Below are 26,977 nucleotides of genomic sequence, written 5' to 3'. Positions count from 1 at the left end.
GACCGCTTCATGCCAACGGTTCAGGTGGTGCGGTAGGTCTGTTGGGTGATCCCGAGGCGAGTGCGGTGGAAGCGGCCCGGGTCGGCTTCGTAGGCGGCTCGACCTTCGGGGGTCCAGAAGGCGTCGGCTGGTACGGCGGTTTCACCCGGGGGAATGAACTTGATGACCTCGGCGACTGCGGCGGCAGCGAACTGCAGGGCGTGGGTGACTGTTCCCGGGTCGTCGGCGGGGAGGTTGCCGGCCAGGTGATCGGCCAGCGCCATCCAGCGGCCCGGGTCGATGAGCTGTGACGGCTCGGGCCCACCGAAGTTGGGGAACTCGGCGGCGGTCTCGTGCTCGGGGAGGCCGAAGGTGTACTCGCGTTCGGCGTCGCAGTTCGGGCAGGTCGCGTCGTACACGCTGACCAGCTCGCCGTCGAGCAGACCGGTTGCGTGCTGCCAGTCCGCGTCCACTTCGCCGCAGGCGCACGGGGTCAGATCGAGGTAGAGCCGGGCCTCGTCACGAGTTCTTGCTACAGGCAACATCATTCCGCTTTCCATCGTTCCTCGGCCAACCGCCGAGCCCGCTGAAACGCCAGCAACGTAGAAGCCCCGGTATGAATGGGCTGCCACCGCGAAGACACCACACCCGCCTCAACGTTCCCGTCCTCCACACTCGCCGGCGCGGAGGGAGGAGTTGGCGGCATCGGCACGGTGGGAGGGTCCGGCGGCACCGGAACGGTGGGCTGGGTTGGTGGGGTCGGCGTGGGTGGGCTTGGTGGAGTTGGTGGGGTTGGTGGAGTGGGTGGGACGAGGTTCTGGTGGTCGGATTCGTGGAGGGTCAGGTAGGCGCGGCCGGTGGTGGCGGCGGGGACGTGGTTGATGGAGCGTTGGCGGGTGGTGCCGGTTGGGGTGTGGTGGGTGCGGGTGATGGTGAGGTCGTAGGCGACCCGGACGCGGACCGTGACGAGGTTGCCTTTCTCGAAGTGGCTGCGTTCGGTGCGGGCGCCGCGGAGGTCCGTCGTGGCGTCCGACACCTGGTCGCCGATGCCGGCGCCCACAGCGGCGTACGTCCCGGACCCAGCGACCGGGAGCATCCGGCCCGTCGTCGTCGTGGTGGAGGCCGTCTCCTGGTGCCGGTTGACCTCACCCAGCTCCCCGGCGAACGGCGCCGAAACGACCTCGACAGTGGAAACCCGCGCGCGAATCGTCACTTCGACCGTGTCCTGCTTCGAACCAGGAACCTCCAACGGAGCAAGGGTGAACCCCTCCTCCGACGCCATCCGGCTGAACTGTGCGTTCAGCGCCGAAGCCGACAGCTTGTTCTCGAGTCCGGCGAGCTGCGCCCGTACGCCGTCAACCCCGAGCAGCTCCTCGTCCGCCAACTCGTCGACGACCACGTCGAACAGATCGGCCCGACCGTCAACAGGCCCGACACCCTCGACGTGGTACATCGACGGCAACTCCACCTCCCCCGGCACAACCGGCACCGACGGCACCTTCCGCCCGATCGCAGCGGTCGGCATCAGCTGCACGACCTTCCCGGTCAGCTCCCGGGCCGTCCGCGTCACCGACAACCGTGGCGACAACCGCTGCCCGAGCGGAGTCCGCGTCGGCGCCGCCACGTCGTGCTCCACCTCGATCCGCAACCGCATCCGCCGCCCGACCCGCGTCATCCCGTCGAACCCGGCGATCCGTTCCAACCGCGTCACCTGATCGCCGGCGCTCGTCGACGTACCCTCGCTCCGATCCGTGCTCGCCGACCCCGACCGCGTGGGATCGACCGAACCGTCCGCCCCGAGGCCGGTCGACCGCCCGCTGCTCCGCGACCGGCTCCGATCGCCGTACAGGTACCGCTGCACGATCCCGACGACATCCTTCGCCTCGCCCAACCTCTCCGCCTCGTCGGCGAACTCGGCCCGGATCCGCAGCGTCACCTGCTCCGCCGACAGTCGTCCCGGACGCCCCACCGGATAGGTCCGCGCGAACCCGCTGCGCCCGAGCATGTCCTCCAGCCGCCCCCACCACCGCTTCCCGGCGAGGTCGACGAACAGCGCCTGAGCCAACGCCAGGTCCTGCGCCGGATCGAGATCGAACTCACTGCGCAGTACGTCGTACACCTCGGCCAGTAGCTCGTGGTTCCCGTCGAGCTCCGTGCTCTCGATCAGGCTGAACCCGAGGTGCTGCCGGTAGTGCTCCGGCAGGTCGATCCGGGGCGGCGGCTGATCGCGGAGGATCTCGGCCAACCGCTGCTCGGGAGTCCCCGGCTGCGGTCGCGGGCTCGGACGGAGCTTCGCGGCGAGAGCCTGCGCGGTGTGATCGGCGGACAGCGCGGGTACGGGCGTCCCACGTCCGCGGGCTGCGGCGAGTTCCGCACGGTAGCGACGTACCACACCGGTCGCGGCCCGGCGGTCGAGCTTCAGGTGCCCGTGCAGAAAACGTTCTACGGCGTCGGCGACCTGCTGCAGCGGCAGCGCGAGTTCGTTCTGCGCGTAGAACCGGAGCGCTTCCCGCTCGGCGAGCTGGAAGACGGTGCCGACCTTCGACTCCGTCGGCTGATGGTTGCCCACCGTAAGCGACACCTCGGCGTCGGCGGTGAAGACGTAGTGCCGCCCGGTCTCGATCGTCAGTCGCTCGACGCCCCAGATGTCCTGATCGGTCCGGCCCGTGGAGCCGCTGGTTCCGAGTGACGCGTTGAACCCGCCACCGGCCGAATTCTCGGAAACCCCAGCGGACGCTTGGGTGCTCCCGCCGTACGGGCGTCCGGTTCCCGAGCCGTGGTTTCCGAGCGCGAGGTTGATGTCGCCGCTGACGCCTTCGGTCACGGCTACCAGCTGCGGGTTCTGCAACCGGCAGGTGAGCGAGACCGCGATCCGTCTCGAGATCCCACCGATGCCGGGCACCAGAAGGGTGGTGCGGTAGCCGGTGCCGATCCATTCCGGGTGGGCGAGCAGGTTCCGCGGATTGAGGAAGACTCCGAGCTGCTGGAGCGCGGTCGCCTCGTTCCTGATTGCCTTGGGCAACTTCGCGGTGAACTCCGTAGCACCGAGCGCGAGCAAGGTCATCCGCTGGAGAACGGACGGTCGCACGGGTCCCGTGGGCGGGGTCGGCGGCAGCGCGTCGTCGTACGGCAGGAGGTCGCTGTCGATCAGGATGTGCGCGGTCTCGCTCGGCGAACTGGTGTAGAACGTCTCTTCGCCCTCCGCGACGGAAAGCGTGTGCTGCACCGCGAAGACCGCGACCGGCGACGTGCTCTCGACCTGCGTGACCTGGTTGACGGTGCCGCCGGTGAACCAGGCGAGGACGCTACCGAGCGCCTGCCGGCCGTAGGAAAGCGCTGCCTTTCCGTCGAGGCCGGACGTCGAGCTCATCGACAGCGGATCGGCCCGCCACGGCCAGACCTTCGACCGCGACGAGGTCCGGCCGGCGGTCTCGGAGCCGATGTTGAGCAGTACGACGGACTCGTGGTCGGTGACGCCGAGCGGTCTCGAGGCGTGCGGCTCGATGCCGATCCGAAGTACAACGTTTTCCGTCGGCTGCCTGGTCCGCGCCCGGGTGAGCGTGATCAGGATCCCGTCCCGGACAGCGATGTCGTACCCGGCCTCCAGGCGCTCGGTCGACAGTTGTTCGCGCAGCTCTTCGAGGTTGAGCAGCTGCGAGTGCCGCTCCATCGGATCGGTCGAGAGCTTGGTGAGGTCCGGACTTCCGTTGCGGTCCAGCGGCGGTACGAATCCGCGACCGGCCAGCCGCGCCATGATCGCCTCGAAGGCCGCCTTCCCACCGGTGACGGCCTGCACGTTCCACGGCCCGGCCGTGTTGAGCCGGCCGGCGGCGTCCTTGGCCCACGCAGGAAACTCCAGTTTCCGGCCGGGTACGACGGCATTCGGGTCGACCTCTCCGTCGACGATCTGCCCGCCGTTGTGCACCGCGCTGCGATCGACCGGCAGCCCGTACCGGTACGCGTCCTTGACCCGCACCCGTGCCACGACCGTGCTGTCCCGGGGCGTGGTCGCCGCCTTGCCGTCCAGAACGACTTTCACGACGTGCGACAGCACCATGCTGTAGGCCTGGGTCGGCCCGGTGAAGCGGTGTACGCCGACGTGGATCGACGTACCCCCGCCGGACAGGGCCTCCGACCGCGTCGCCGTACGACCGCCGCTCACGGTCGGGCCGACATCGGTGCCGTCCGGGTCGATGTCGTGCACCGCGGCCCCGTCGTACCCGGCCTTCGCGGACACCGATGCCGAGGCGCCGAAGGACTGCTGCGCACTGGTGGTACTGAAGCCGATCCGGACCGACTCCTGCCAGTGGGTCGTGCTTTGCGCGCCAACCAGCTCGACCTGCTCGTAGCGGATCCGGGTCGTGACCTCGACATGCCCGACCGGTTTTCCGTCCACGGTCAGCGGCCGCAGTACGGGATGGTCGGTGGACTCGGCCAACCGGCTCGGGAGATCGTTGTTCAGGACCGCGTGCAACTGTTCCTCGACCTGCGTGCGGCCGGAGCCGAGCTTGGCAAGGCGGTCCTCGTTCGACTCGATCACGTCGTCGGTGAGCTGCTCCAGCCCGGTGATCGAGGTCAGGAGGTGCGCGGGCAGCAGACCGTTCGCGTGATCGAGTCGCCGCGTCTCCTGGGCAGGGTCGACGGTATACGCGTGCGACACCCAGGCACGGAGCTCGGTCGCATCCTCCGGGTTGCCCTCAGCAACCGTCTCGGTGGCCGACCACCTCCGGTCGGTGCGCACGTCGAGTTGCCAGGACGCCTTGCCTGTATAGAGGACGGACTCGCCGCGATTGTCCTCGACCGCGCCGGTCTGGGCGTACTCGGCGGCGTTCCCGGTGACGGCGCGGGTGCGTCCGCCGCCGACCTCGACCTTGAGCGTGAGGTCGCTGAGCCAGGGCTGGCGGATGACCGCGCCGAGGACCTTCAGGAGCGCCGTCAACGGCACCGTGATCGCCGCATCGAAGCGGGACGTCGCAGCCGTGGCGAGACGCCGGCCGCCCTGCGGGAACAGGCCGTTGATGATCTCCGAGGCCTTGACCTTCGGATCGCGGACCTCGACCAGCTCGTCGACGCTGAGTTTGATGCGGAGGTCGGCGGGGTGTTTGCTACCGACGCGCAGTACGACGCCGTCGTCGGTCAGGATGCGTCCGAACTCCGCACCGAGCAACTGCTGCAGCTCGTCGGCCGTGAACGTTTGGTCGATGCCGTTCGCCACCAAGGCGGCGTTGATACGTTCGGTGAGCGCGGTGAGGTGCGGGAGACGACCGGTCGGCTGCATGCTCGGCAGCGCGGGGATCGGCGGGGCGAGGTTCTCCAGCGCTGTCTGGTACGCCGCGACCTCGGCAGCGGACTTGTGCGCTTCGGCGACGAGGTGACGTGGCGTGGCATTTGCGGCGCTCTGAAGGAGTTGAGCGTAGCCCGCGCGTGCTGCGGTCACTTTGGCAAGTGCCTGCTTGTACTGGGCGGCGATCTGACGATGCCAGTAGGCGAGCTCGATCTGCTTTCGTCCCTCGGCCTCGGCCGCGCGACGGCGTGCGATCGCTCCGTCGTCCTTGGCAACTTGACGGCGCTTTTCGGCCTCCTTGCGGGCTGCGTCGATCGCTTCCTCGGCGGCCGAGTCCTTACTGGCGATCAGAGCGTGGAGAGATGCGATGGTCTCGTCGAGGCCGACGAGCTGCCGGGTGATCGCGGCCTTCAGGTCCGCCCGCGCGTCGAGCGGGATCGGCGTGTTCCACGGCAGGGTCGGCGGGACGTGGCCGCGTTTACGGATCGCATTGACAAGCCTTTCGATGTCTTGCCGAAGTTCGGGCCGGTCGCCCCTCGTCCACTGGCGCTGGAGGTGGCGGAACTCGTTGAACTTGGCGTCGACCCAGGCATTCCGCCCGGTGCCGGTGAGGCGGCTCCACAGCCGACGCAGCGGTCCGCCTTCCGGCGCTCGCAATTCCTGCAGCGTGTGGCTGAGCTGATGCACCCAGACGCGAGCCAACTGGCTGTCCGCAACACCCGCCGCGAACGTCACAACATGCGGATCCTGCGCAGTCCCCGCCCGCACCTCGGTCGACGCCGCCTTCCCCCGCCGCACACGCCCCACCCTGACCCGGAAGTGCTGCATATCAACCACAACCAACTGCCCCACCACAGAAGGATCCCCAACAGTCAACCCACCCAGATCCGAGCCGAGCACACTCTCGAGGGCCGCCAGTGCCCGCGCGGCAAACCCTCGCCCACCATCGGCACGTGGGCTGCCCTCCTGCGTCCTGTGCGGCTGCTCGTTCTGGTGCCCACCGGACAGCTCCTGGGCGCGGCGGGTGATTTCGGCGGCGGCTACGCGGTGGGCTGCGGCACGAAGGACGTCCGCGGGAGACCGCGCGGCACGTCCAGGGTTCACCACGCCGAGGTGCTCACCAACTCGGCGTATTGCTTCGGCGTCGAGGGCCTCCTGGGTGGCTCCCGGTTGACCGAGCTCGGCGGTGATGCGAGCGAGGACCTCCGCGGGGATCACCACCTGCCGCCCATCGGCCGTCGCCACGCGGAGACTGCCGTCCTGGAGGTGGATCGCGCCGAGGTTCGCGGCAGCGGCGCGTACGGCGACCTCAGCGACTCCGGGCGGCGCTGCCAGCACCTGGTCGTCCAGGGCAACGACCAGGTCCGGGAGCGACAGATCCTCGTGTAGCGCGCTGCGCCCGGTCGCCGTTTCCCGCACGTACGCGTCGACGACCAGCCGCCCGTTCAGGACCCGCAGCCGAACGCTCACAACGTGCCCGTCCGCGATCAGTCGCTGCACGCGTTGCTCCAACGCCGCGAACTCCTGCTCCGAGATCCGCACGCCCGGCGGAATCAGACCACGGGCCCGACCGCGCGCGAACGCCCAGTCGAGCGGGATCCGGGGCAGGGCCTCCGACTTCCCCCCAGGGTTCAGCAGGCGTTCAGGCGGGCGGACTTCGTGCAGCTCCAGTACGACCTCGTCGGCGCGTCCCGGCGTACCGAAACTCCACCTGGCCCGGTTCGCCGAGTCGTTGGGCCGCACCTCCCCCACCACCGGACCGCCCGTCGGATCGAACGCCGCTGGCGTGAGATACCTCGGCCCGTCTTCGGTCGGCGCGCCGTCGGGCTGGCGGTGGCGCCCTCCTGGGGACTGCTGTTCGGTGATCATCTGCTCGACAAGCGCCCGTACGCCGGCCGGCCCGTACACGTCCCGCGCCTCAGCCGCCACGCTGCTGTGCGGATCCGTCACCGCAACCGTGAACTCCAACGCATCAACCACGGCATGCCGACCGGCAACCTTCGTCACCGTGACCTCGACTTGGTAGCCGGCCCGCACGAGCGCGACCCACCGCGCCTCGAGCTGGGCCAACGCCTCCGGATCGCCGACAAGCTCAGCCGGCAACACTGCCGACAGTCCATGCTCAGTAACACCAATACGAACGCTGTCCCCCACGGCCCCGAGTGGGGTGGGTGGTGGGGGTTGGGTCGGGTCGGCGGTGCGGGCGACGGTTGGGTGGAGGCGGTTGGCGATCTCGGCGACGGGTGCTCGGCGGTAGGTGACGCTCTCGTCGGTGACCGGGTCGGTGACGTGGGCAGTTGCCTCCAGCCACTTCGTTTCCGGGTTCATCACGAGGGTCAGGTCGACCTCGAGACCGCGCCGTACGGCGGAGTCGACCGCCTCCTCGAGCCGTACGAAGTCCTCCCACGGCACCCGCGCGTCCGCCGGGAATACACCCTCGCCCGTGCCCCGGAAGCCACCCCAACCCGCCAGCATCGCCTCGACAACCAGTCGACGCACACCACCGGCGGACGTGGGACGCGGCGACCCGAGGCTGCGAATTCGGACGGTCACCTCGCCGTCTCCGCCGACGAGGACCTCGTTGCGCTTCGGCGTACCGGGCCTGTCCGGGCTCAGGCCGGACTGACGAGAACCGTCCCCGGCCGGAGCATCGGGGCGTGTTCGCGGTCCATCAGCAGCGCCGTCCGGGTCGTCCCGGCGGAACAGCTCAGTTCGACGCCCCGGATCCGCACGTCCCGGTTCGTGCCCTCGATCCGGAGGACCATGCCGGCCCGGACCGCCCCGTCGTGGATCCTCCCAGGGGTCACGATGCCGGGCCGGCTCGGCAGGTCGTACGTCGCTTCGATCGTGAACCTGGTCATGTGCTCGCAACCTTTCTACCGCGGCCGCCTCACTGGCGTGCGCCTCGCGCTCCATCTCCGGCACGTTGCCGTCGGCGACCCGGCCGGCCCGGAACTGGTCCGCATGGGTCTTCTCGTGCGCCAGCGTCTTCGCCAGCGTCTCCCGGTCGGCAAAACTCGCAGGGCCGAGCAGGACCCGGACCGTACCGTCGTCCAACTGCTGCGCACTCGCCATCGCCCCCGTGTCGTCGAGGTACGCGTAATCGGCCGCGTCGTCGAGAACAACGACATCGATCTCGCTCAGATCCACACCGGCCGCGGCCGCGACCTCCTCGACCGTCCCCGCCGTACGCTCCAGCCCATCGCCGCGATCAACAGCTTCCTGGTTGATCCGCCGCCCGCCGGTGTGATCGTGCTGGGCCGTACGGTTCGGGTCCATCGAGTACTCGGTGATCTCGATCCCTTGCGGCCGAGCGACACCGCTCTCGTCCGCAGCGATCAGGGCGCGTACGACGAAGTACTCGAGCGAACCGTTGTCCAGGAAAGGCAGGAGCGCGGCGGCCAGCGCGGCGCTGTCCTGGAAAGGCGTCCGGATCTCCGGCTTGAGCGGGACCCTGGTCCGTGGACCGGCGTTTCCGTCGTCGGCGGAGGCGGCCTCGTACGCGGCGTCGTACCACGCTCGCCGGGCAGCGTCGGGATCGGCCAGGAACTCGCGTACGGTCTCCGTATTGCGGGCGGCCCAATCGGCCAGCGCCCTTGCCTTTCCCGCGTTCCACGCGCTGTCCACGTACTTCTTCCACGCGTCGTTCGCTGCATTCGGCCGAGGGTTCGGGGCGGCTGGTTCCTTCCGGGTGAGGTCGGCGGCGTGGGCTTCCAGAGCCTCCACGACGGTGCCCAGGTCGCGCCGCGCGAACTCCTCCAGAGCCTTCGCACGAGCCGCTTCGCGCGTCGCGTTCTTCGCCTCCCGATAGGCGGCCGAGCCCGCGTTCTTCGCGTCCTTGACCGTCAGGCCGGCGTCGCGGGCCGCCTTCTTGGCAAGCACTTGCGCCTCGCGGTGGGACAGTTCCCGGTCGGCGACGGCTTCGTCGGCCATGTGTTCGGCGTACGCCTCGCGCAACTCGGCGATGCGGTGCTCGGTTTCGGCGACCGTACGGGATGCGTACTGGTCGGCGCGCTCCTCCGCCGAGGTGTGGACCTCCACGATCTCCGCCGTCAGCACCCCGGCACGATCCTCGCGGGCCGGATCGCTCAACTGCGCGAGGAGTTCACGCACATAGTCCCAGTGGCCTTGCGCGTAGCGGGTTTCGCCGTCGGTACCGAGGCCGGCGCCGAGGTCCGCGTTCGGTCCTTTCGCCTCGACGACCGCGAAGCCGGTCACCGTCCCGTCGGCACTCAGCCGGACGTAGATCTGGTCGAAGCCGCCGCGGCCGGACAGCGTCAGGTACACGCGGAAGACACGGTCGCCGGCGTGCCTGGCGGCCAGCCAGCCTTCGATGGTCCGGGCGAACTCGTCGCCGACCTGCTCCGGTCCTACGTGGAATGCGCCGTCCTGCCAGGCCTCGACAGTGGCTGTCAGCGAGTCCAGTACCGCCTGCGAGACATCCAGTATCGGGTCGGAGAGGTCGACGCGGGCCCTGCCGATCGGGTGACCGTCGATCACCGCGGCGAGTGCGAGATCGGTACGGCGGTGGTTCCGGCCGGCCTCCTGGTTGTCGATTGACCGCTGTTCGACCCAGGGCAGTCGCACCGACAGGTCCTGGTCGCCGAACCGGACCTTGAACGTGCGATCCGGCGCGGCCTCGGTTCGTCCAGCGCGCCGCGACAGGATCCCGATCCGCGGCCTGCTGTCCGGCCCGACCTGGTAGAACGCCTTGCGCATCCTGCCGGCGAGCGCAGTCAGCGAGCCGTCGGCGGCCCGCTCGTTCAGCTGCTTCACCAGCTCCTGCTGGGCAGCACCCGCAACCGAGCCCGCAGCCGCGACGGCCGCCGCGTCGACCACCACAGGCGGGATCGGACTCACCTGATCGAGAACGTCCCAGGCTGTACCGGTGATCGTCTCCGTCGTCCCGTCCACCGCCGTAACCTCGAGCACCACGCCCGCCGCCGACCCAGGCACCCGAACCGCCCGCAGCGAAACCTCGAATCCCTTCCGCACAAGCGAGTCCGCGTATTCCCGGAGCGCCGCATAGGCATCCGGATCGACCCGCCCGAAGTCCTCACCCGCCTCCTCCACCGGGCGGAACAACCGCGGCCCCACCGGACTCCCCTTCGACGCGGACCCCTCGGCCGGCGGCCCGTCCACTCGGGTCAGAACTGGCAGCGCCGGCTCGGACGGCGCTGTCTCTTCGCGTGGTTGTGGACGTGTGGTTGCCTCGCTCGCAGTGTTCGCCTCAGACGCCGAGACAGCCGACCCTGCCAACAGCACTGGCCCCACTCCCTGCACCTCCGACTGCCCACCCTCCCCACGCCCGGAGCCGACCGGGTCGGTCGCGTCGGTCGCGTCGGTCGTGTCTGTGGTTGGCGCGTCGTCTGCCGTGTCCTGTGAGCCGGTCTTCTTGCCCTCGGGTACGGCGTTTTGCTGCGATGGGCTGTTGCCGGGTCTGGCGGCGGACTCGCCCCGCCCGACCTGGTTCTGGGCCGCCTGCCCCTGACCATTCTGGCTCTGCGCAGACTGGTTCTGCCCCGGCTGGTTCTGCGCGGACTGGTTCTGCCCCGGCTGGTTCTGCACGGACTGATTCGGAGCGGATTGGTTCGGTGCCGGGTGGTTCTGGGCGGGGGTCTGGTGCTGGGCGGATGCGTTGGGGTTGGTGGCGGTGGTTGGGGCCGAGGCCGGCTGGTTCGTGGATGCGGCGGGCGCGGTCGTGGGAGTGGATGCCGCGGAGGGTGCGGGTGGGGTGCTGGTGACGTCCGGAGTAGAGGTGGGAGCGGCAGTGGGGGGTGCATGCGTCGCCGCGGGAGGTCCGGCTGCGGCCGTTGTTAGCGGCGGGTGGGTCCCGGCGAGGGACTGGCCTCCGGACTGGTCGGTGCCGGCTTGGGCGGACGGTTGGTCGGCCTTGGCCGAGGACTGATCGACGGCCTGGCTGGTGTCCGTCGCGGCGGCGGCCGACGGGTCGGTGCCGGTGGCGGTCTGTTGGGCGGTGGCGGTCTGTTGGGCGGTGGCGGTCTGTCCGGCCGCCGAGGTGGAGGGCGATGTCGAGTTCCCGGTGGCCTCGGCGGGGGTGTTGGGCGGTGGCCCGTCGGGAGGGTTGTCGGCCGGCCCCTCGGCGGTGCCGGTGGGCTTGCCGGTGTCCGTCGTACCTGCTTGGGTCTGGCTGTGATTGCCGGCGAGCGCGTGCCCGAGCTCATGTGCACCGATCCGCATGCCGGCCAGCGTTCCGGCACCGAGCCCCTGTTCGACGAGCGCCTTGCCGTAGTCCTGCGTCCACGGATTCTTGCCGTCGGCAACAGCTTGGACGAACGTCCCGGACACCGGCGACGTGATGCCGTTGACGACGAAGCCGGACGAGCCTTTGATCGCCGCGTCCCGGAGCCGGCCCGGCGACCGGAACGCCACCCGGGCGGGAACCGACGCGACCCAGCCGACCGGGGCGAGCACGCGTGACCCGATCGATCCGACCCCACCCGCCGTACCGGCGATGACAGTGTCGCGCCAGCTGATGCTGTCGCGCTGTCCGCGCCAGATGTCGATCACGTTGGCGCCGATGTTGATCGCCGGCTCCTCGATCATCTCCCAGGCGGTCTCCTTCACGATCGCCGGTGTCAGCCGGCCGATGCGGCTCGCGAAGGCCGCCATCTGCGCGACCCGGCCGGCGATGAACGTAGCGATCCGGCCCGCCATCCCGGTGATGATGCGAGCGCGGACGAAGTCACCGATCCCCGGCGGCAGCCCGAAGCTCAGCGCGAACGCGATCACGTTCGCGGCCAGTTCGGCGTAGATCTGGTCCTTCACCCAGACGATCTGCCGGCCGTACTCGCCCGCCATCGCCGACAGTTCCCGCATCGCCGTGATCAGCTCGGCGGTCCCGGTGTACGGCGAGTTGAGCAGCTGGTCGATCTTCTGGTGGAACCCGATACCCTGCGGATCCCGCCAGACACCGGGCAGCTGCCCGTTCGCCGCACTCGCCTGGGTGACGGCCGTCTGGAGGTCGTCGGCAGCGCTCTTCCACAGGTCCCGCAGCTCGAACGCGGCGTCCTCGTCGACCCAGATCGGGAACGTGGTGTCGATCGCCTTGCGCAGCGGCGGCCACAGGATCGTGTCGGGTTCGGGGATCACCGGCGGCGTCCGGTCTCAGTGCAGGTTCAGGTTGTCGGCGGCGTTCTGGAACGTCACGCCGTACCGTCGGAGGATCCGGCGACCGGTCCCGACCGCCAGCTTCACGCGCGGGGCGAGCGCGCTCGCCCGGGTGCTCAGGTCCGGCTCGACCTTGTTGTACCCGTCCCGGAACGCGACGCTGATGTCGTCGAATCCGGTGCTCGCGGCGCGCTCCGCCGCGTGGATCGCGGCCAGCTTCGCCGGCCACGCCGTACCCCAGCCGTCGATGGGCTGTTCGATCCCGGCCAGCGCCTGCGAGGTCGGCCCGGCCTCCATGTCCAGATCGCCGGCCGGGCTCATCGCAGGCCTCCGTCAGCGACCGTCTCCCGCATCCGGCGCAGTTCGGCCAGCATCGGCTCGAAGGTGACGTCGTCCCCGGCGTCCGCCGGCAGGATCTCGATCCAGGCGTCGAGGGCGTTCTGGTGGGCGGCCGCGCGGGCCTCGTTCACGGCGGTGACGATCTCCGCGGCCAGCACCTCCGGCGCGAACTCGCGGTACACGCGCGGATCGAGGACCAGCTCGCGGAGTTCGCCGTTCCCCGTCACGGTGGCCTCGATCAGCTGTTCACCGGCCTCCGCGGTTCCGGTGGCCGCATCGACCGCCTGCTGGGCCTGCCGGACCTCGTTCTCCAGTCGCTGGACGTCGGCCAGCCGCCCGATCCCTGTCCCCATGACGCTCCTTCCGTTGGGCCCGCTGCGTTCACCAACCTTCGGGTCCGCCGGCGACCGTTCTCGCGCGCTGTCCTGTTCCGGCCAGCGCGCCGGCGCCAGGTCCGCTGCCGGAAAGGATCGGGGGGTGGACGGACGAGGACGTGGGACCGGCCGGCGGCTCGCCGGCCTCGCTGCGGTGATCGCGACGAGCCTGGCCGCGACCTGCCTGCCGACGACGGCTGCCGCGGCCCCGCCGCGCGGCGCCTGCACCAATCCGGAGCCCGGGCGTCCGGCCGTGCGGCCGTTGCCCTGGGCCCAGGATCTGCTCGGCGCCGAGCGGGCGTGGCCGCACAGCACCGGCTCCGGCGTGACGGTCGCGGTGATCGACTCGGGCGTCGACGCCGACCATCCGCAGCTCCGGCGGACCGGGAAGGTGCTGCCCGGACGCGACTTCTTCCTGGTCGGGCGGCTGCCCGGGAACTACGACTGCATCTCGCACGGCACCGGCGTCGCGAGCATCATCGCCGCCGACCCGGCGACCGGCATCGGCTTCCACGGGATCGCACCGGGCGTCCGGATCCTGCCGGTCCGGGTCACCGATCGCGAGTCCACCGACTCGAACACCGGCCAGGTCATCGACCCGGGAGTCCTTGCCCGCGGCATCGTGTACGCCGTCGACCAGGGCGCGAAGGTGATCAACCTGTCGATGACCAGCGACCGGAACGAGGCCGCCGTCCGGAAGGCGATCGCGTACGCGGTGCGCAAGGACGTCGTCGTGGTCGCGGCCGTCGGGAACAGCCAGTCGGACGGGTCGGGCGTGCTGCCGTCGTACCCGGCCGCGTACGCCGGCGTGCTCGGCGTCGGCGCGATCGACATCAACGGCGCACGGCTCGGAGCCTCCCAGATCGGTCCGTACGTCGACCTCGTCGGCCCGGGTGACGGCGTGCTGGCCGCGACCCGCCGTACCGGTCACGCGTACGTCAGCGGGACGAGCTTCGCCGTACCGTTCGTCTCGGCCGCGGCCGCACTGGTCCGGTCGGCGTGGCCGAAACTGACCGCCGCACAGGTGATCCAGCGCCTCCAGGCGACCGCATCACCGGCCCGCGGCGGCAAGGGCAGTTGGGAGTACGGCGCCGGCATCGTGGACCCGTACCGCGCCGTGACCGAGGGGATGACCAGCAAAGCCGTCGCCGTACCGGCCGCAGCCCACGTACCACCGGACCAGCAACAGCTCGCCGTGAAGGCCTGGTGGCGTACGGCGGCACTCGAAGCGCGCGGCCTGACCGGGATCGCGGTCGGCGCGGCTCTGGTGCTGCTGCTCATTGCGGGCGTGCTGGCGGCAGGACGGCGACGCCGCTGGGCGGCCGGTCGCTCGAACATCCGCCGTACGGAATCGCCGACCGACGCCCTGCCGGAACATCTCTTCTCCTAGCGCACACGCAGAAGAGCCCCGGCCGGCGGCCGGGGCTCTTGTCGTGCGGTTCAGCTCGTCCGCGGTCAGGCCCCCATCAGGCCCTGGACCGCGGCCTGGGAGAACTTGGCCGTCTCCATGCCGTCGCCCAGCGTGACTCCGCCCCGGCGAGCCAGGTCGTGCTGGATCTGGGCGTTTTCGACGACCCGGTTCTCGTGCTGGCGGAGGGCTTCGAGCGCACCGCGGAAGTCGTCGCTGCGCCAGCTCACCTCCAGCCGCGAGACGTTGGCCACATGATCGCCGACCTCGGTGACCTTGCCGTCCGCGTTGGCGTTCTGGAGCCCGATGTTCTGCTCGAAGTTCCCGAAGTTCATGAACAGCCTGTTGTCCATCTGCTTCCTTCCTGTTCGTTGCCTGCTGCAATGAGATGGCCGGACCGGTGGGTCAGGCCGTCACGTCGCCGATCGTCAGCGTGCTGGCGGCCTGGTCCCGGGTCGCGTCGAACCGGGTACCGATGGCCATACCGGTGTCGGCCTGCAGCCGCGCGTGTTCGATGTTCTTCCGGGTGATATCGCCGATCGCCTGGTTGCTCTGCACCGCGGCCAGGTACGGCGAGCCGCCCAGAGCGTCGTACAGGTCGGCGTTGATCGTCTCGTCACTGCGGCGCAGGTTGAAGTCCGACTGGTCGCCGTACTGGTCGGACTGCACACCGAACCCGGTGTAGATGTCGCTACCGACACCTTCGATGAAGGGCATCGACATCGGCAGACTCCTTTCTCTCGTGGATTGCCTGACGATCCACGCTAGGAGCCGGCACCGCTGCCGGAGATCCGCGCGGCACGTTCCTGCCATCGGCGCCGGCACCCCGTCCGGACGGGCCACGATCGGCGTGGATTCCCAGGAGAGGTGATCGTGATGGCGACGATGGTGGTGCGGCGGCCGGACCGCAGACCCGGCCCGGACGTGCCGGGCGGCGAACTGCTGCTGGAGGCGCCGCCCGAGGTCCCCGAGCCGGGCGGCCGGCAGTGGGCGCAACTGCTGATGGTGCTGCCCATGGTGGCGATGATGGGCGCGATGCTGCTGTCGTTCTCCGGCAGCCTGGGCGGTGGACTGCGGATCGCGGTCTTCGCGCTGTTCGGCGTCGCGATCGTCGGCATGATCTTCGCCGGCCTGCTGATGCGCTCCGGGGCGGGCAAGTCGGAGATGGGCCACGCCCGGCGCCGGTACCTGCGGGAGCTGGCGCAGCAACGGATCCGGCTGACCAGATCGGTCGGCAACCAGCGCGCAGCCCTGCAGTACCACCACCCCGAGCCCGAGAGCCTGTGGACGCTGGCCGCCAGTCACCGGCTCTGGGAACGTCGCCGCGACGACGAGGACTTCGGCATCACCCGGATCGGGGTCGGACCGCAGGCACCGGCGATCTCGGTCGTACCTCCGGACACGCAGCCGCTGGAGCGCCTGGAACCCCTGTCCGCGCTGGCCTTGCGCCGCTTCGTCTCGACGTACGCGACCGTGCCGGACCTGCCGATCGCGATCGCGATCACCGGGTTCGCGAGGATCCACTTCACCGGGGACCGCGAGCGGGCGGGCGGCCTGGTCCGCGCGATGCTCGCCCAGCTCGCCACCCTGCAGGCGCCGGACAACCTGCGGATCGCCGTCGTCACCGACCACGATCAGGAGGCGGACTGGGACTGGGTGAAGTGGCTGCCGCACGCACTGCACCCGGAGCGCACCGATGCGCTCGGGCCACTACGGTTGGTTGCTCCAACGATCATCTCGATCGAGGCGATGCTGGACGACCTGCTCACCGGCCGGCCGCGGTTCGATCCGGACAGCGGCGGTACGGCGGCCGGCCCGCACGTCGTCGTGGTACTCGCCGGGGGCGATACCAGCGGCTCGGATCACCTCCTGGCCGATCGCGGACTGGAAGGCGTCACGGTCCTGGACCTCGCCACCCTGCCGCCGCGGGCGCTCGACGCGAGCGCGATCGTGCTCGACGTCGGCAGTGACGGCACGCTGACCAGCGAGACGATGGACGACGAGGCCGGGCTCGGCCGCGCCGACGAACTGTCCCGGGCGGCGGCCGAGGGCCTGGCGCGCCAACTCGCACCGCTGCGGCTCACCGCCGGCGCGCAGAGCGACCAGCCGCTGAGCGCGGACCTCGGACTCGGTGAGCTGCTCGAACTCGGCGATCCGTACGATTTCGATCCCGCGGTCACCTGGGTGCAGCGGCCCAGCCGCGACCGGCTGCGGGTGCGGTTCGGTCTGCGCGCCGACGGGCTGCCGATCGAGATCGACCTGAAGGAGTCCGCCCAGGAAGGCATGGGGCCGCACGGGTTGCTGATCGGCGCCACCGGCTCCGGCAAGAGCGAGCTGCTGCGCACGCTGGTGCTTGCCCTCGCCATCACCCACCCGCCGCGCTCGCTGAACTTCGCGCTGATCGACTACAAGGGCGGCGCGACGTTCGCGACACTGGAGAAGCTCCCGCACACCAGCGCGGTGATCACCAACCTGGCCGACGAGTTGCATCTGGTCGACCGGATGACGGACGCGATCAACGGCGAGCTGATCCGCCGGCAGGAGCTGCTGCGGGCCGCGGGCAACTTCGCCTCGTTGCGGGACTACGAGAAGGCGCGCATGGCCGGCGCGCCGCTTCCCGAAGTACCGACACTGCTCGTGGTGTGTGACGAGTTCAGCGAACTGCTGAGCGACCGGCCGGACTTCATCGACATGTTCGTGCAGATCGGCCGGGTCGGGCGATCGCTCGGCGTGCACCTCCTGCTGGCCAGCCAGCGCCTGGACGAGGGCCGGCTGCGCGGTCTCGAGGCGCACCTCTCGTACCGGGTCGGCCTGCGGACGTTCTCGGACATGGACAGCCGCACCGTCCTCGGCGTGAACGACGCGTTCTTGTTGCCCAGGGCACCTGGTCACGGGTTCCTGCGGGTCGGTACCGAGCAGCTCGACCGGTTCCGGGCCGCGTACGTCTCCGGCGTCCACCGGCGGCCGACGGCCGGGCAGTTGCCGATGACACCCGGCAACTCGCTGGTCCTGCACGACTACATCAGCGGGTACGTCGCCCCGCCGGTGGCCACCGACGACGAGGAGCAGCAGTCCGAGGACCCGTTCGACGAGAGCGTCGGCGAGACGTTGCTCGACATCCTGGTGGATCGGATGACGGGCCGCGGCGACGCCGCGCACCAGATCTGGCTGCCGCCGCTCGACGCGTCACCGGCCCTCGACGACGTCCTCGGACCGGTCCGGGTCGAGCCGGGCCGCGGTCTCACCGCGGGCGAGCCGCGTCTGGCCGGGAGCCTGACCGCCCGCGCCGGCATCGTGGACCGGCCGCTCGAACAGCGACGCGACCCGCTGCAACTGGACCTGTCCGGCGGCGGTGGGCACGTCGCCGTCGTCGGCCGCCCGCACAGCGGCAAGAGCTCCTTGCTCGCAGCAACCATCATGTCGCTGGCACTCACCCACACGCCGGAAGAGGCGCAGTTCTACTGCCTGGACTTCGGCGGCGGCGTACTGACCGGTCTGCGCGGCCTGCCCCACGTCGGCGGGCTGGCCGGCCGGCAGGACACCAACTCGGTACGACGGACGATCGCCGAGGTGATGAACCTGATCTCCCAGCGCGAGCGCGAGTTCGCCGAGCTCGGCATCGACGGGATGGCCGCGTACCGGGAGCGCCGGCAGGCCGGGACCGTCCCGCCGTCGCCGTACGGTGACGTCTTCCTGGTGATCGACGGCTGGCTGACGATCCGCAACGACTTCGAGGATCTGGAGATTCTGCTCGGCGACATCGCCACCCGCGGTCTCGCGTACGGCGTGCACCTGATCATCAGCGCGGCGCGCTGGTTCGACATCCGGATGAACATCCGCGACCTGTGCGGTACCAAGCTGGAACTGAAGATCGGCGATCCGATCGACTCCTTCCTGGACCGCCGCACGGCGCTGCTGGTCCCGGAGAACGCACCCGGGCGCGGCATCACCGGCAGCCGGCATCAGTTCCTGTCGGCGCGGCCGCTGCTGGCCGCCGACCAGGGCGAGCGGACCGCTGACGGCCTGGGGCGGCTCGTCGAGCAGATCGCGGCGGCCTGGACCGGCGAATCCGCGCCACCGGTCCTGTTGCTGCCCGCCGAGGTTCCCGCCGACCGCCTCGACGGCGAGAGCGATCCCGAACGTGGCCTTGCCGTCGCCGTCGCGGAACGGGACCTCTCCCCGGTCCGGATCGACTTCTCCGCCGACCCGTGCTTCATCGTGCTCGGCGACACCGCCTCCGGGAAGAGCGGATTCCTGCGCACCCTCGGCCGGCGGATCCAGGAGGCGTACACACCGGACCAGGCCCGGATCCTGGTGATCGACCATCGGCGGAGTCTGCTCGGTGGTTTCGAGGGCGAGCATCTGGTCGGCTACGGCAGCAACCACCATGCGACCGAGACTCTGGTCGAGCAGGTGTGTGCGGTCCTGACGCAGCGGATGCCCGGCCCGGACGTGACCGCCGAACAACTCCGCGACCGCTCATGGTGGCAGGGGCCCGACCTGTACGTGCTCGTCGACGACTACGACCTGGTCGCCACCACCGAGGGGCATCCGCTGATGCCGTTGCTGCCGTTCATCCCGCAGGCCGCGGACATCGGGCTGCGGTTCGTGGTGGCCCGCCGTACCGGTGGCGCCGGCCGCGGGTTCTTCGAGCCGGTCCTTGCTCGCCTCCGGGACATCGCGTCCCCGGGCCTGATGCTGTCCGGCAGCCGCGAGGAAGGCCCGTTGCTGGGCGGCGTCCGCCCGCAGCCGTTGCCTCCGGGCCGCGGCCGCCTGATCAGCCGTCAGGGTACGGCGCAGCTGGTCCAGCTCACCCTTCCACCCCAGACCTGACCGCCGTACGGCGCAGGACGAACACCGACAGCAGAAAGGAGCAGCACATGGCAGATCTCGATTCCGACAACCCCGACGACTTCGAGACGACGGCGGGAAGCTACCGGCGCCAGTCCGGCGAACTCGGAACCGCGGGCGCCGAGATGGGTCAGCCAGGACCGGTGACGCCGGGTGTCTTCACCGGCCGGACGCAGATGGCCAACGACATCAACACGGCGCTGACGACCGCCGGGCAGAAGATGACGGAGGCCGCGCAGGGAGTCGGGGCCTACGGATCCGTCAGCTCGCAGGTCGGCAAGCTGTACAAGCGCCACCGGGAGCTGTCCACGCAGGTCCTGGGCGGCGTGATCAACGACGCCGGCGAGACGACAGGAGGGAACTGATGGCCGAGCCAACTGATGGTCAGGCAAGCTACGCCGCCGAGGCGTCCGGTGTGGGCACCGGCATCGCGGCCATCGTCACACTGGCCGAGAAGTTCGAGCAACTGGCGCTCGGCGAGCAACGCGAAACCGCACCCGGCCTGGAGAAGCTGCCGGAGCGGTTCGCGAAAGCCTCGCAGGCACTCAGCACCACGCACACGCAGTTCCGTCAGGCCGCGGCCTCGTTGCTCACCGGTTGGCGGAGCAAGGTGGAGTCCAAGGTCTTCGAGCAGGCTGCCGAGCAGAGTGCCAAGTCACTCGCCGACAGCGCCGACGAGTTGAGCGGGCGGGTCAACGGCGCGAGTCTCGGGCGGCAAATTCCGGTCGTCATCCAGAACATCAACACAGCGGCCGCCAACGCCACGCGGGTCGCGGCGCAGGCACGCGTCCAGCAGACGCTGATGAAGGAGTCCGGCGCTGAGCAGGGCCTTGCGATCGCCGAGGCGACAGGGGGATTCAACCCGCTCGACGGGCTCAAGCAGGATCTGATCACCGTCGGCCAGGGGCTGGACCAGGTCGGACAGCAGTACGTCATGATCGGCCAGCAGGCCCGCGGCATGGCCGACCGGGTGCGCTGGCAGGGGCCGCACAGTGACGCTGGTCCTGAAGGCACCCCTGGTACTGGTCCTGGTACGCCCGGAAGTGTGCCGGCCGGCAGCCCGGGTGGGGCTCCTGGTGGAACTCCCGGTGGGGCTCCGGGTGGTGACGAGGCGGGCGGTGGCGCCGGCGGTGCTGCCGGTGGCGAGGCGGGTGCCGGCGGGGCCGGCGAAGGCGCGGAAGGCACGGGAGGCGTCGGCACACCTGGCGGCTCCGGCGGTATGGGCCTGACCGGGCTGCCGTCGGCGACGCCGACGCCGTTGAAGCCGATCGCGCCGTTGCTGCCGATCGATCACGCGGCCACCCCCGCAACCTCGATCGGTCCGCTCAGCCCGGTCGGTTCGCACGGGCTCGGATCCGGAGCCGGCGGGTACATCGGCGGCGGCGCCGGGCGCGGTATCGGTTCCGGTATCGGCTCCGGCGGTGGGATCGGCGGTGCCGGCCTCGGTGCCGCCGGACGGTCGAAGCTAGGTGGCATCAAGCCGCTCGGCGTCGGTGACCAGCAGATCCCGTCCGTGGTCAAGGGCGGCGGGCAGGCGCAGACCGCATCGTCCGTCGGCCAGGCGCCCGCACTCCCCGGCTCGACCGGCGCGGCACCGGCCGGTGGAGCCGCCGGAGCGGGCTCGGGCGTGCCGCCGATGATGCCGCCGATGGGCGGTGCGGCCGCAGGCGCCGGTGCTGGTCGCGGCGGCAAACCCGGCACGGGCGCGATCCGCCCGGCGGGCCGGGAACGGAGTCGCACCGGCGGCCCGGCTCCCGGCGTACCGGACCGGCTTCGCGGCCGGGCGGGCAAGCAGCCCATGTTCCCCGCGGCCCCGGCGGCGAAGTCGACCGCCAAGCGGGACCACGACCGGCCGGAGACGCTGCAGATCCTCGACGAGGAACTGTGGTCGGTCGAGCCGGAGACCGACGTCAAGCCGTCCACTCCGCGCCTCGCCACCTGATCGGAGACGCACACAGAATGTCCCCGGCCGGATCTTCCGGCCGGGGACATCTGCTGTGTCCAGGGGTCGTCAGGGCGCGGCGGTCATCGCGCTCGCCGGGCTCAGGCCCGGGCCTTGCGGGATCCGCGCGACCAGGTCCGCGGGCAGTCGGACCGGCCGCGTGCCGGCGTACCCGAGGGTGTCGAGAAGCTTCGGGTCGGCGAGCGGATAGGCACGACCCAGGTCGGTGACCAGTGCCACCGTTCCGGCCGGTGCGCGACCCGACGGCATCGCCTCAACGACCGCGGCCGTGCCGGGCGGGACGACGATCCGGTCGGCGAGGGCGGTACCCCGCGGTCCGCGTTTCGGCGTGATCATCATCGGGTCCCGAGCGGGCAGTACGGCGTCGATGGCGACGACCGGCCGGGTACTACCGGGCGCGAACGTCGCGCAGACCGTCCCGTTGCCGCCGTTCGGAGCCGCGAACTCGGGCCGGCTGCGTGGCACGCTGCTGTCGCCGGTCGAGTCCGGAAGCGGATCGGAGCGTCCGACCGACAGCAGGCCGAGCTCGATCGCGACCGGCGCCTTACCGCCGTACGCCGCGGCCAGTGGCCGGTAGGCGGTCTGGATGTCGTACTGCAGCTCGGAGATCGGCACCGGCCGGGTCTTCGCGGCGAGGTAGTACTGCCGTCCGCCGCCGGAGGTCTTCACCACGAACAGCTGACCGACCTTCGTCGCCGGGCGGTCCGGGATCGCGGTCGACGGCGTACCGATCCCGGCCGGTTTGATCGGCGCGATCGGCCGGCCTTCCGGAAGCGCCGCGACGAACGCGCTGCCGACCCGGGCCCAGGGCTCGGTGCGGAGCGCCAGCCCGACCGCGACCGCGTCCGACTTGTCGATCCGGTGCCTTAGACCGTCGCTGATCAGATACCGGTCGCCGGTCTCGATCACCTCGACCAGCAGCGCTTTCGTGCCGAGCGGCTGGGCGGTGCCGGGCCGGGAGCCGACGAGCAGCACCGACTCGCTGTCCGCTTCACCCGCGGACGTCCGGATCGGTTGCGAGCAGAGCGTCCATCCGCCGGTCAGCAACCGGCTGGCCGGCGCCAGCGCGTCCGGCGCGTCCGGAATGCCGATCCGCGGACCGCGCGCCGTTTCCGCGAGCGATTTCCGCGACACCTGCTTGGTGGCCGAGTTCTTGCCCAGAGCAAGCAACGCGGAGACGTAGTTCGTCACCGGGTGCAGCCGCCCGTCCAGGTACACGTAGCGGGTCCCGGTCTCCTTCTCGACGATTACCACCTCACCGCTCTGCCAGGCCTTGTTCCCGCCGGGCACGACGAGCCCGTAGACAGCCACCACGGCAAGGGCGAGGAACGCGATCACGAAACTTCCGATCGCGGCGTTCAGCGGGCGCCGGAACGGAGGCTGTTCCGGATCGGAGTCCCTGGTGACCAGCGCGGACACCATCCGCTGCCCGAGGAACTGGTGCGACTGCAGTTGATCCTTGCGGGTCGCCATCTCATCCGCCCCATCCGCGCAGCAGACCGTAAAGCCCGAGCACCGCGCAGGTCACCGGCACCAGCGCGAGGACCAGCAGTAGTTCCAGGATCTCCGCGGCGCGCCCGAAGTACGGCGTCGGCGGCCGGACGGCGTATCGCAGACCGAACAGGACGGCGCCGGCCGCGACGAGCAGACTGACCGGGACTACCGGTGTCAGTGGATTCGTGCCGCCGGAGCTCAGCGGCCCGAGGAGCAGGGCGGCCACACCGACGACGCCGGCGACCAGGAACGTCAGTCGCTGCTTGACGATCGGGTACAGCCGGGCGCGGATCAGCGCGCCCGCACTCAGCAGTACGGCGAGGATCGTGGCCGATCGGGTGCCGGCGAGCGCGAGCATGACGATGCCCACGGCAACGATCGTCCCGGTGCCGATCAACAGGCCGGTGAGCAGACTGTCGGCTCGGACCACCGCGCCGTACACCTGCCGCCGCGGCGGCTGCGGATCGTCTCGCACGAGGTCGGCCGTGGTGCGCGGCAGGATCGGCATCGGTACCCGCCCGAGCCGGATCGCCAACGAGCCGAGCGCCGGCGACAACGCGATCGCCGCGGCCGCCGTGATGGCCGCGGCATCGGTACCGTCGAGCCGCTCGGCGGATCCGATCCAGCTGCCGGCGATGCCGAGCGCGCCGAGCGTCGCGGCCGCGGCGAACAGCGTGGCACCGTCGACGATGCCTACTGAGCAGACCACGCCGGCCACGAGCAGTGCGGCCGAAGCCGCGAGTAGTTGCGGGGCTCCGATCTCCGGCGCCGCGGCGTCCCCGGCCAGCACGAGTCCACCGCCGAGAGCGCCGGTGACCAAGGACAGTCCGCCGAGTACGACACCGGCGCCCGAGTCCCCGACCGCCCTCGCGAGCGTCACACCGGCCACGATGAACAGGCCCGCGAGGAACAGCAGCCACCCCGCCGGATTCGCCCACGGCGTACCGAGACGCAGGACAGTGACGACGCTGACCACGGCCGCCACCACGGCGATCGTCAGCCCCGCGGCGCGGGTGTGCCAGGCGGACCACGCAGCGCCGAGGCGGCCCGAGCCACGGGCGACGGCGTCGACGAGGTCGTCGTACTCGAGCTCCGGCCACTCCGTCGTCCGTGGGACCAGATGCAGGATCTCGCCGTCCCGGATGCGATGCGCTGCGAGTGTGCGTCCGAGGACGAGCTCCGCGCCGTCCAGCCGTCGCAGTATCCAGCCGCCGTCCGCGACGCCTTCGTCGGCGAGGTGTTCGCCGGCCTTGGTGAGCAGGCCGGGGAGGATCTCGGCGATCGCCGCTTGCTCCGGGAGAGCCAGGTCGATGCGGCGTTGGGGCGCCACGACCGTCACCCGGACCAGACCTGTGATGTTCATGGGGCAACTGTCGCGGCGCCGGCGTGGTCGGGAGGGGACGCGACAGGTTCCTGCCGCCGGCGGATCGGGGGCGGTGCGGCGACCTAGCGTGCTGGGTGTGACGACTGATCGACAGCTGCTCATCCCGGTGGGGCACGATCTTGGGGTTGTGTACTCGGGGGCCGGCCAGCGGCGGCAGCAGGTGCGGGTGGGGGTCGAGGTGGCCGAGTTGGCGGACCGCGAGTTCGCGGTGTGGCTGCTGGCGCACGGGGTTGACGACCAGGACCGACCGACGCGGTCGTCGTTGGTGGAGCGGGCCGGAAGCCTCGGGCTGGATTCGGAGCACGTGGTCGAGCGGTTCCTCCGGGACGGGCTGCTGGTGGCGGTAGATCCTGCGGCGGACGACGCGGTCGGGTTCGCCGAGGAGCACCAGCTGTTCCCGTTGCTGCAGGGGCTCGGGCCGGATCCGGATCAGCCGTGGATGCAGACGGTCGGGCTTCTGAACCATCCGGTGGCGCAGGTCTCGGTCGCCGTGTACGACGTACTGATGTGGGCGCAGCTCGCACCGGAGCTGTGGACCGGGTGCAACGACGCCGCGAAGGTCGCCGTACAGGCTGGTGTGACGGCACCGGAGGAGACGGATCCGCGGCAGGTGCTGGCCGGGGTGCTCGGGCAGGTTCACGGTCTGCTCTGTGTGCGGGCGGCGTACTTCGACCGGCGGAGGGTGCGGTGACGGTTTTCCCGATCGGGCACTACAACGGCGTCCGGGACGAGGAGCAGGTGATTCGGGTCGGGTGGAGTCAGCACCGGCTCGACGCGGACGCGTTCGTGGTCTGGGTGCTGGCGCACGGGTTGCCCGAGGTCGGCAAGGGTGCGTGGACCGTCGACGATGTCGTCCTACATGCTCAGCGGGCCGGGGTCGCGGAACCGGCCGAGTACGTCGAGCGGCTCTCCGACGCGGGGCTGATAGTGGTCGTCGAGGACGGGAGGCAGTTCGCGCAGCGGCACCGGCTGGACATCATGTTCGTTGGCCTCGGCAACGCTCCGGACCGGCTGGAAGGGCATGCGGTCGGGATTCCAGGTCTCGGGACCGCAGCGATCCTCGACCCGGACTGCTACGAGTTGTGGCAATGGGGCTCGGTGGCGCCGACGTTGTGGCACAGCTGCGAGGTTCGCGCGACGGTGACCGCGGAACCGTCCGGACGGACCGATCCGGAGGCTGCATTGGCCGAGATCCTCGGCGACCTGCGGTTCCTGGTGGCACGCGGATGCGCGTACCTGGACGTTGCGGGATGACAAGATGACCCTGATGGCTGAGATCTCCCCCGATGCGCTGGTGCCGCGGGCCACCGGGCCAGTGGCGACGGTGTACCTGCTGGCGCCTCCCGGCGGGCGGACGGTCGCGGTGAAGGTCTATCCGCAGCCGCTCGATCGGCGGACCTACAACGGGATCGAGGTCGAGCAGGCGAAGCTGGCCGGGTTGCGGTCGGCGCCGTCGATCGTCCGGGTGGAGTCGCTGGACGACCTGCCGGACGGGCGGACCGCGCTGCGGATGGAGTTCTGCCCGCAGTCGTTGCCGGATCTGGTCGCGAACGGAGGACCCCTGCCGATCGGGGACGTCATCGTCCTCGGGCAGATCCTCAGCTCGGTACTGGCGGAGGCGCACGATGCCGGGCTGGTGCACGGCGGGGTGACGCCGGCGAACGTCCTCGAGCGGTCCAGCGGGCAGCCCGCGCTGTCGGACTTCGGGATGGCGCTGCGGCTGCGGTTCCCGCGCGATCTGATGAGCGACGCGGCGTACACGGCTCCCGAGGTACTGCGGGAAGGCGAGCTGTCCGAGGCGGCCGACGTCTACGGGCTGGGCGCCGTACTGTATCTGGCCCTGACCGGGCGACCGCCGTTCCCGGCGCGGACCGGTGAGCCGCCGGACGGCGTCGTACTGCGGGTCCTGCGGGAACCGCCCGCGGAGGTGACCGGCCGGGATGTGCCGCCGGCGTTGTCGGCGCTGCTGCTGCGGATGATGGCGAAGGAACCGGAGGCCCGTCCGGAGGCGGCCGCCGTCGTCGGCGAGTTCGAGGCGCTACTGGCCGGGGCGGGTGCGGTGCCGGAGGACGATCTGGACTTCGACGACTTCCGCGACGAACTGGCCGCGGGCCGGAGCGTTCCGCTGGCCGTTGTCGAGGCGCCGAAGAAGAAGCCGCCCGCGAAGCAGAAGGCCGCCAAACCCGTACCCGGAAAATCCCGGAAACCGTTGTTGCTCGGCGCGGGCGCGGCAGTCGCGCTGGTGGCCGTCGTACCGGTCGTGTTCCGGCCGGGCGGCGACGACCCGGCCGGTCGGGCGGCCGCGCCACCACCTGCCGTCGGTACGCCGACCCCGACGCCGGCATCGCCTCCTACGACACCGCCGAAACAGGCCACGATCAAGCTGAATCCGCCGGTGGACAAGGGCACCTCGGTTGTCCTGACCTGGTCGGGCCCGCCGAGGCTGACGTACGCCGTGATCGTCGCGGAGCAGGGCGCCAAGCAGCCGCAGACGACGCTGCGGGGCACGATGACCTCGCTGACCGTACAGGTCAGCAGCGGTCTGAAGTACTGCTTCCTCGTGCAGGGCACCGACGGCGTGGACAAGTTCGAGAGCGAGCCGAGGGCCATCCGTGGTGCCACCTGCAGTGGATGACGCTGGACGGACTGTGGACCGGTTCTGGACCTTGATCGCCTAGTCTGAGCGGGTGAGGCCGATCCCGTTCCGCCCCAGGCGGCTCACCGAACTGCTCCGCAGGCGTGGCCGCTCCGAGGCCACGCTCGCTGCGGT

Annotated in this window: 15 protein-coding genes; 7 read left to right on the top strand and 8 right to left on the bottom strand. The window is 70.6% G+C overall.

Annotation, left to right across the window (positions count from 1 at the left end):
• Positions 1 to 20: 20 nt before the first annotated feature.
• Genes EV137_RS21055 through EV137_RS21040 form a run of 4 tightly spaced genes read right to left on the bottom strand, consistent with a single transcriptional unit; the run spans position 21 to position 13,086 of the window.
• On the bottom strand, positions 21 to 527 hold the full coding sequence (locus EV137_RS21055) for a hypothetical protein (protein ID WP_134130434.1): 507 nt from the start codon (positions 525 to 527) through the stop codon (positions 21 to 23).
• Positions 524 to 12,376, bottom strand: a complete 11,853-nt coding sequence (locus tag EV137_RS21050; RefSeq protein WP_134130433.1) for a WXG100-like domain-containing protein — start codon at positions 12,374 to 12,376, stop codon at positions 524 to 526. The genes EV137_RS21055 and EV137_RS21050 overlap by 4 nt, the downstream gene beginning before the upstream one ends.
• A gap of 15 nt (positions 12,377 to 12,391) precedes the next feature.
• Entirely contained in the window at positions 12,392 to 12,715 is a 324-nt protein-coding gene (locus EV137_RS21045) for a hypothetical protein (RefSeq protein ID WP_134002871.1), read from the bottom strand.
• The gene (locus EV137_RS21040; protein WP_134130432.1) at positions 12,712 to 13,086 is read right to left on the bottom strand and encodes a YbaB/EbfC family nucleoid-associated protein; all 375 of its coding nucleotides are present in this window, start codon (positions 13,084 to 13,086) and stop codon (positions 12,712 to 12,714) included. The genes EV137_RS21045 and EV137_RS21040 overlap by 4 nt, the downstream gene beginning before the upstream one ends.
• A gap of 124 nt (positions 13,087 to 13,210) precedes the next feature.
• Here EV137_RS21040 and mycP point away from each other — a divergent pair, with 124 nt between their 5' ends.
• Complete coding sequence (mycP, locus tag EV137_RS21035) at positions 13,211 to 14,497, top strand: type VII secretion-associated serine protease mycosin (RefSeq protein WP_238175462.1); 1,287 nt, start codon at positions 13,211 to 13,213, stop codon at positions 14,495 to 14,497.
• A gap of 65 nt (positions 14,498 to 14,562) precedes the next feature.
• Here the strand turns inward: mycP and EV137_RS21030 are convergent, their stop codons facing one another.
• Positions 14,563 to 14,868 carry a hypothetical protein gene (locus EV137_RS21030; RefSeq protein ID WP_134002865.1) on the bottom strand — a complete coding sequence of 102 codons (306 nt, stop codon included), beginning with the start codon at positions 14,866 to 14,868 and terminating at the stop codon, positions 14,563 to 14,565.
• Between the two features lie 52 nt (positions 14,869 to 14,920).
• A complete protein-coding gene (locus EV137_RS21025) occupies positions 14,921 to 15,238 on the bottom strand; it encodes a hypothetical protein (RefSeq protein WP_134002863.1) in 318 nt (105 codons plus the stop codon).
• 153 nt (positions 15,239 to 15,391) lie between these two features.
• Between EV137_RS21025 and eccCa the strand changes: the two genes are divergently transcribed.
• From eccCa to EV137_RS21010, 3 genes are read left to right on the top strand one after another with little or no spacing between them, the layout of a single operon-like run.
• Positions 15,392 to 19,348: a type VII secretion protein EccCa gene (gene eccCa, locus EV137_RS21020; RefSeq protein ID WP_134130430.1), complete on the top strand. Its 3,957-nt coding sequence runs from the start codon at positions 15,392 to 15,394 to the stop codon at positions 19,346 to 19,348.
• 47 nt (positions 19,349 to 19,395) lie between these two features.
• Positions 19,396 to 19,731: a hypothetical protein gene (locus EV137_RS21015; protein WP_134002859.1), complete on the top strand. Its 336-nt coding sequence runs from the start codon at positions 19,396 to 19,398 to the stop codon at positions 19,729 to 19,731.
• On the top strand, positions 19,731 to 21,308 hold the full coding sequence (locus EV137_RS21010; protein WP_134130429.1) for a hypothetical protein: 1,578 nt from the start codon (positions 19,731 to 19,733) through the stop codon (positions 21,306 to 21,308). The genes EV137_RS21015 and EV137_RS21010 overlap by 1 nt, the downstream gene beginning before the upstream one ends.
• A gap of 69 nt (positions 21,309 to 21,377) precedes the next feature.
• Here EV137_RS21010 and eccB read toward each other — a convergent pair whose 3' ends face one another.
• Positions 21,378 to 22,802 carry a type VII secretion protein EccB gene (eccB, locus tag EV137_RS21005; RefSeq protein ID WP_134130428.1) on the bottom strand — a complete coding sequence of 475 codons (1,425 nt, stop codon included), beginning with the start codon at positions 22,800 to 22,802 and terminating at the stop codon, positions 21,378 to 21,380.
• 1 nt (position 22,803) lies between these two features.
• Positions 22,804 to 24,186: a type VII secretion integral membrane protein EccD gene (eccD, locus tag EV137_RS21000; RefSeq protein ID WP_134130427.1), complete on the bottom strand. Its 1,383-nt coding sequence runs from the start codon at positions 24,184 to 24,186 to the stop codon at positions 22,804 to 22,806.
• 97 nt (positions 24,187 to 24,283) lie between these two features.
• On the opposite strand from eccD, the gene EV137_RS20995 reads away from it, so the two are divergent.
• From EV137_RS20995 to EV137_RS20985, 3 genes are read left to right on the top strand one after another with little or no spacing between them, the layout of a single operon-like run.
• Positions 24,284 to 24,898 carry a hypothetical protein gene (locus EV137_RS20995; RefSeq protein ID WP_134130426.1) on the top strand — a complete coding sequence of 205 codons (615 nt, stop codon included), beginning with the start codon at positions 24,284 to 24,286 and terminating at the stop codon, positions 24,896 to 24,898.
• Positions 24,895 to 25,461 (top strand): hypothetical protein, encoded by a 567-nt coding sequence (locus EV137_RS20990; protein WP_134130425.1) that lies wholly within the window; start codon positions 24,895 to 24,897, stop codon positions 25,459 to 25,461. Before EV137_RS20995 ends, EV137_RS20990 begins: the two co-directional genes overlap by 4 nt.
• Before the next feature lie 4 nt (positions 25,462 to 25,465).
• Complete coding sequence (locus EV137_RS20985) at positions 25,466 to 26,842, top strand: serine/threonine-protein kinase (RefSeq protein ID WP_134130424.1); 1,377 nt, start codon at positions 25,466 to 25,468, stop codon at positions 26,840 to 26,842.
• The last annotated feature ends 135 nt before the right edge of the window (positions 26,843 to 26,977 follow it).

The sequence above is a fragment of the Kribbella pratensis genome (assembly GCF_004366075.1).
Taxonomy (GTDB): Bacteria; Actinomycetota; Actinomycetes; order Propionibacteriales; family Kribbellaceae; genus Kribbella; species Kribbella pratensis.
This window is presented reverse-complemented; position numbering and strand designations above follow the sequence as displayed.